The 6,715-nt window shown below is 66.5% G+C and carries 3 protein-coding genes; all 3 read right to left on the reverse strand.

Annotated features, from left to right (window positions below):
- Positions 1-119 precede the first annotated feature (119 nt).
- Entirely contained in the window at positions 120-2,465 is a 2,346-nt protein-coding gene (locus ACT6Y9_RS07515; protein WP_443744072.1) for a sigma-70 family RNA polymerase sigma factor, read from the reverse strand.
- Positions 2,466-3,090: 625 nt separating this feature from the next.
- Positions 3,091-5,580, reverse strand: coding sequence for an RNA polymerase sigma factor RpoD (gene rpoD / locus ACT6Y9_RS07520; RefSeq protein WP_443744074.1), 2,490 nt, complete (start codon positions 5,578-5,580; stop codon positions 3,091-3,093).
- Between the two features lie 911 nt (positions 5,581-6,491).
- The coding region (locus ACT6Y9_RS07525; protein ID WP_443744073.1) for a hypothetical protein at positions 6,492-6,715 on the reverse strand (224 nt) is incomplete at its 5' end.

A 6,715-nucleotide genomic window follows, 5' to 3' on the forward strand; every position in this document is an offset into this window, starting at 1 on the left:
GAATTAGGGCTGGCGCACAACAAGCAATTAGAGCCTGCTACGCGTCAGCCCTGGCCCGGAAGGGCGGGTATGTCCCGCCCCGCGGGGGCGCGGGCGGCCGAAGGCGCCCGTCGGGACCGTCAGTTCGACAGGTAGTCGCGCAGGCGGTCGGTGAAGTCGGGCGAGCGGAGCTTTCTGATCGCCGCGGACTCGATCTGGCGCACGCGCTCGCGGGTGAGGCCGAGCGTGCGGCCCACCTCCTCGAGCGTGTGGTCCTGATTCGTGCCGATGCCGTAGCGCAGGCGCAGCACCTGGGCTTCACGCGGGGTGAGCTCGTTCAGAGACTTCTGAATGCTCTCCACCATCGACTGCCCCTGGAAGGCGACGCTCGGGTCGTCGTGTTCGTCGCCGCGCACGAAGTCGAGCTTCGTCGCATCCTCCTCGTCGCCGATCGGCGCGTCGATCGACTCGACACCGCGCATCGCCTGCGTGAGGAGAAGCACCTTCTGGAGCGGGAGGTCGGCGAGCTCGGCGAGCTCCTGCTCGGTGGGCTGCCGGCCGTGCTGCTGCAGGAACTTCTGCTTCTGGCGGCGCAGCTTGTTGTAGGACTCGGTCATGTGCACCGGGATGCGGATCGTGTTGCCGAAGTCCGCGACGGCGCGGGTGACGGACTGGCGCACCCACCAGGTCGCGTAGGTCGAGAACTTGTAGCCGCGGCGGTACTCGAACTTGTCCACCGCCTTCATGAGGCCGAGGTTGCCCTCCTGGATGAGATCGGTCATCGCGAGGCCGCGGTTGACGTAGCCCTTCGCAATCGAGATGACGAGACGCAGGTTCGCCTCGATCATCTTCGCCTTCGCCTGCATGAGGTTGTTCTGGGCAAGCTTCATCGCGCGGCCGAGCTCACGCTGTTCGGAGAGCGTGAGCAGACCGTTCTTCTCAGCGCGGATGAGGACGTCCTGCTGCTCCTTCAGAACCGCGATGGAGCGGCCCACAGCCTCGGCCCAGGGCTTTCCGCTCGCGACGAGCCGGTCGAAGCACGCGGGGTCGGTCACTTCGGGGCTCTTGAGGAGCTCCACGGCCTCGAGCTGCGACATGCGGCAGTGGTCCACGAGCGTGAGGCGCATCTTCTTCAGGGTGTCGTTCACCTCGTCCATGTGCGCGCCGATGTGGTCCGTGATCTGCGTGACGAGCTTCACGGAGAAGCGGATCGGCGAGAGGGCGTCGGACATGTCCTTCAGGGCCTTGCGGTACTCCTTCTCGCGGCCGGGCTGGCCGTAGGAGGCGCGCACGCGCTCGAGGGCGCCGCGGGCGGCCTCGAAGAGCGAGAGCACGCGCTCGCGCATTTCGGCCAACTGGTCGACCGTCATGGCCGCCGCGCCGATGTCGGTCGCGATCTCGTCGGCGTTGTTGGCGTCGGCCTCCTCGCTCGCCTTGGCGGCGGCGTCGTTGAAGCCGTCCACCACGGTGTCCACGGCGACGTTCTCGTCCTTGAGCACTTCGCCGAGGCGCAGGATCTCTTCGACGGCGTTCGGGTACTGAACGATCGTCGAGACGAGGCGGATGGTGAACTGCTCGATCGACTTGGCGACCTCGATTTCACCCGCGCGCGTCAGGAGCTTGTGCGAGCCCACGCCACGCAGGTACGCGCGCAGCGGGTCCTTGGAGAGGCCGGCGGACTCCTCGGGGGTGAGCACCACCGCGGCGTCGTCCTCGTCGATGTCCTCGCCCGAGTCGCCGCCCATGCCGTTGATGAGGATGTCGTCCTCATCGGGGGGCGCGTCGAAGACCTGAATGCTGAGGCGGCCGAGCTGCTCGGTCACCTCCTGGAGGTTTTCCGACGTGCGCAGCGCGCTCTCGGGGAGATAGTCGTTGATGTCGGCGAGCGTCACCCAGCCGCGGTTGCGGCCGAGGCGCACGAGTTCACCGTAGCCGTTTCGCGGCATCGAGCCGCCCGCGGCGGAGGCGCCGTCGTCTTTGCCGGCGGCGGGCTCGGCGTCCGAGGCGTCCGAGGCGTCCGCCTGCCAGGCGTCGATTTCCGCAGCCTCTTCGTCGGCGCCCACGTCGTCCGCCTCGTCGTCCGCTCCGATCTTGCTCTCGTCGATCACGTCCGGATCAATCGCGGCGTCTTCGTTGAATTCGTCTTCGGATTCGTCCATCTCCTCGGAGGCCTTCGCGGCCTTCGCGGACTTCTTCGAACCCTTCGCCTTCGTGCTCTTCGCCTTTTCGGTCTTGGGCTTGGCAGCCTTCTTCGCCTTGGCGGGCTTCTGCGCCTTCTCGGCAGCCTCGTCGCCCGCCGTTTCGGCCGCGGCCTTCTTCGTGCGCTTCGCCTTGGCGGGCTTGGCGGCTTCATCCCCGGACTTCGCAGCCTTGGGGGCCTTCTCCGCCTTCTTTTCGCTCTTGGCGGCGGTCTTCTTCGTCTTGGCGGGCGTCTTTTCGTCGTCTTCCATGGCTTTGGCCGTCGTCTTCGTTGTCGTCTTGCCCATAGTGTCCTCCCTCGGCGCCCCAGGCCCTCTCCGAAGAGATCGGCGGGACGCGTCGGGCAGAATTCCTGTCAGTTGCGTTCGCTAAAAGTGCCGCCGGACAAGAAGCGTCGACAGAAGAAAAGACGTTTGCGCAAGGACGCAAAAAGCCTGCAGCCGCATGCATGCACGCCGCCGCAGACTCTCGTTGACTTTGCGGATCCGCTCCTTTTCCCCTGAAGCCCTCCCTCCGGCCTCCCGTCCGCCGCACCGCCCCCCTCAGAAGGGGGCCGTTGCACCTTCTCCCCATTGGGCTCCGTCCGGAAGCCTCGGCACCTTGCGGATGAATCGTCTCCGCCGTCTGATCCCTCCCCTCGCTTCGGATGAGGAGCGGATTCCTTCTCTCTTTGGTGAGTGCCGTCCGGACCGCGCCCATGCGGGTCGAAAACCCTTTGGTGCGGCGAAAAGGCGGTTAGGATACCGCGCGCAAAAAGGCTTTTCAACTGCTTTTTGCAATTGCGCGCGCCGCGCATTTTTGAAGCAAATCCGGCGCCAATCAAGGACGCCGGAGCGGAGGGCGGAAGAGAGAGGGGCCGCCCGAAGGCGGCCTCTCCTGCACTCCGGGCGGGGAATTCCCCGCGGCCGGAAGCTACTTCTTGTCGTCCCCTTCGATGAAGCTTCTGAGCTTCTTCGCGCGGGACTCGTGACGGAGCTTTCTCAGGGCCTTCGTTTCGATCTGGCGGATGCGCTCGCGGGTGACGTCGAACTGCTTGCCGACCTCCTCGAGCGTGTGGTCGGACTGCATCTCGATGCCAAAGCGCATGCGCAGCACCTTCGCCTCTCGCGGCGAAAGGCTGTCGAGCACCTGGCGCACGGTCTCCGAGAGGCTCGAATTCTGCACGGCCTCGGCGGGCGCCACGGTCTGCGTGTCCTCGAGGAAGTCGCCCAAGTGCGAATCGTCGTCGTCGCCGATCGGCGTCTCCATCGAAATCGGTTCCTTGGCGATCTTCATGATCTTGAGGATCTTGTCCTCGGGCATCTCCATGAGTTCTGCGAGGCGCCGGCTGTCGGGCTCCACGCCCGTCTCCTGGAGCTCCTGACGCGTGATGCGGTTCATGCGGTTGATCGTCTCGATCATGTGCACCGGGATGCGGATGGTGCGGGCCTGATCGGCGATGCTGCGCGTGATCGCCTGGCGGATCCACCAGGTCGCGTAGGTCGAGAACTTGTAGCCGCGGCGGTATTCGAACTTGTCCACGGCCTTCATGAGGCCGACGTTGCCCTCCTGAATGAGGTCGAGGAACTGCAGGCCGCGGTTGGTGTACTTCTTCGCGATTGAAATCACGAGGCGCAGGTTCGCCTCGGTCATCTCGCGCTTAGCGTTGCGCGCCTTCGCCTCGCCCGTCGCCATCTGCTTATAGGTCTCGAGGAGCTCATCCACGGTCATGTGCGCGGACTTCTCGACTTCGGCGAGATGGCGCTGCTCCTCCTCGACGGTGGCGCGCAGGTGCGTCACCGCCTGCGCCTTCGCGGGGAAGGCCGCGGCGACGTCGTCCACCCAGCCGATGCGGGTGGCGTTCGGGATAAAGGTCTTCAGGAACCACTCGCGGTCGATGCCGACCTTGCGGACATACTCGTCGTAGACCACGCGCTCGCTGCGGCGCACGTCGTTGATCGTGCGGCGAAGCGACTCGCAGAGCCGGTCGGCGGTCTTCGCGGTGAAGCGAATCCCCATCAGCTCCTGCTGGATCTGGTCCTTGAGCGACTCGAGTTCGGGGGCCTTCGGACCCTTATCGTCGAATGCGCGCACGAGCGTGCGGAAGTGCTCGCCCACCTTGTCGAAGACTTCGAGGCTCTTCACCTTGAGCTCCTCCAACTGCCCGACGGTCATCGCCGAGGCGCCCATGTCGGTCTCGTCGGGGTTCGAGCCCACGACGTTCTTCTGGTCGTCGGGCGAAACGATGCCGTCGACGATCTCGTCGATCGCGGCATCGCCCGAGCGGATGCGCTCGGCGCCCTCGAGGATCTCCTGCACCGTGACGGGGCACCGCACGATCGCGAGCACCATGTGCTTCAGGCCGTCCTCGATGCGCTTGCTGATCTCGATTTCGCCCTGACGCGAAAGGAGCTCCACCGACCCCATCTCGCGCATGTAGATGCGCACCGGGTCGGTCGTGCGGCCGAACTCGCTCTCGACGGTCGAGAGCGCGGCTTCGGCCTCGGCCTCGGCGTCCTCGTCGCTCACCGCCTCGCCCGCGCCCTGGATGAGGAGCTGCTCCTCGTCGGGGGCAACCTCGTGCACGGCGATGTTGAGGTTGCCGAGAATGTTGACGATCGTCTCGATCGCGTCCTCGTCGAGGAGCGTGTTCGGGATGTTGTCGTTGATCTCGCTGTAGGTGACGTAGCCGCGCTCCTTGCCGAGCGTGATGAGCTTCAGGAGCCGCGAGCGGCGGTCCTCCTTCGACTCCTCTTCGGAGCCGTAGCCGTGCTTCATCGCCTCGAGGAGCGCCTTGTCGCGCGCTGCGCGGTTGCGGCGCGGACGGCGCGCCTTCTTGGGCGCGTCCCCGGCCTCCTCGACCAAGCCGTCGGACGCTTCGTCGCCGCCCTCCTGGGCGCCGTCGGAGCCGTCGTCGTTGTCGTTGGGGGCGTCCGACGCGTCCTCGACGTCCTCCACATCCTCAAGTTCGGGGATGTCCTCGAAGCTCTCCTCGCCGTCGTCTTCGTCGATCAGATCGACGATGCCGCCGTCGTCCTCGTCGAAATCCTCGTCACCCGTCTTCTTGGACTTTCTGCCGGGCTTCTTCTTCGGCGCCTTGGGCGTCTTCTGCGCAGCGGCCTTCTTGGCGGCGCGGGGCTTGCGCGCGCGGGCGGGCTTCGCGGGAGCCGCCTCGGCTTCAGGAGCCGCCTCAGGAGCGGGTTCAGGCGCCGCTTCAGAGGCGGCCTCAACGGTCTGCTCGGCAGCGGGCGCGGCCGCAGCGGCGGGCGCGACCTTCCGGTGGGTGCGCCGCCGGGGCTTCTCTTCGGCCGCGGCGGGAGCGGCCGGGGCTTCGCCCGCCGCCTCGAGCGCCGGTTGGGCGGCCTTCTCCTCAGCCTTCGCCGCATTCGTTTCCGCAGCCGCCTCCACCGTCTTTTCGGGCACCGGCTTCTTCGCCTTCGTCGAGCGCGAAGCGCGCTTCTTGGGCGCGGGCTTCGCCGACGTCTCTTCAGGCGCGGCGGGCGCCGCTTCAGACGGTGCTTTCGGTGCCGGTTCAGGCGCCGCAGCAGAAACGAGCGCCTCCGGCGCGGTCCCGGCGGGCGCTTCGGATGCCGGAGTCTCCGGCTCCTGCGCAGCCTCATTGGGCGCCTCAGGGGCGGCCGCCTTCCTGCGCGCGGGTTTTCTCAGCCGGGGCTTTTCCGTTTCCGCAGGCTCCTCAACCGCCGCCTTCTTGGCGCGGCGCTTCTTGGGCTTAGGCGTCTCGACGGCCTCGATTGAAAGCGTCAGGCCCGACGTTTCGAGCGCGGCTTCCGAAGTCTTCTCCTTCTTCTTGCCGTGCTTCTTCGCCGGTGCGGCTTCGATCGTCACCGCGGCCGCCGCCTTCTCTTTCTTCGTCTTCTTTGCCGTCGCCATGTGCCTCTCCTTGATCGTTCCTCTCCGGCCGAAGGAGCCGCCGGAGCCTCCCGGCTTTGCGCTCCCTGCGGCGGGGACGAACGGACCGACCCTGCGCGAGCCTCCCTGCGCGGACCGTCCTTGAGCTGCTCCGCAGCGGCGCAGACGCGCGGCCGCAGAGGATCCGCAGACGCGCCCCTTCAAAAGCGGAGTGAGCGCTCCCGAACGCCGCCGGCCGGGGCCGCCGTACGCCGCCCTCCGAGGGGGGCAAGCCGGCGGCTCCGCCGGAAAAATTCGGGCGGATCAAACAAATTCTGCCACACGGATCAGGTTTTCAAATCTAAAATTGGTAAAACCGCCTACAAAAATCAAGATGTTGCACGCGCAAATATGTAACCCGTTGTTACTGGTACTTGATTTTGAGGGATTCTAAAATACAGACGTCCGCCGCCGGAGAGCGTCCTTTAGCGGCCGCGGCGGCCGAGATCGGGATCGGCGTCGGGGATGAAGTCGTCGGGCGCAGCGGAGGCCGCCTCGTCGGCGAGGCCGGCGAACTCCGCTTCGTCCATGCCGCCGAAGCCCTCGGGCATGTCGGGCACGGGCGCGTCGCCCCCTTCGGAGAAGTCTTCAGGCGAAGGTTCGAGCTCCGGAGCGGCGACGTCGTCGGGGTCGGAGAGCCGGGTGCCGG

Source organism: Sutterella sp., from assembly GCF_052272535.1.
Lineage (GTDB): Bacteria > Pseudomonadota > Gammaproteobacteria > Burkholderiales > Burkholderiaceae_F > Sutterella.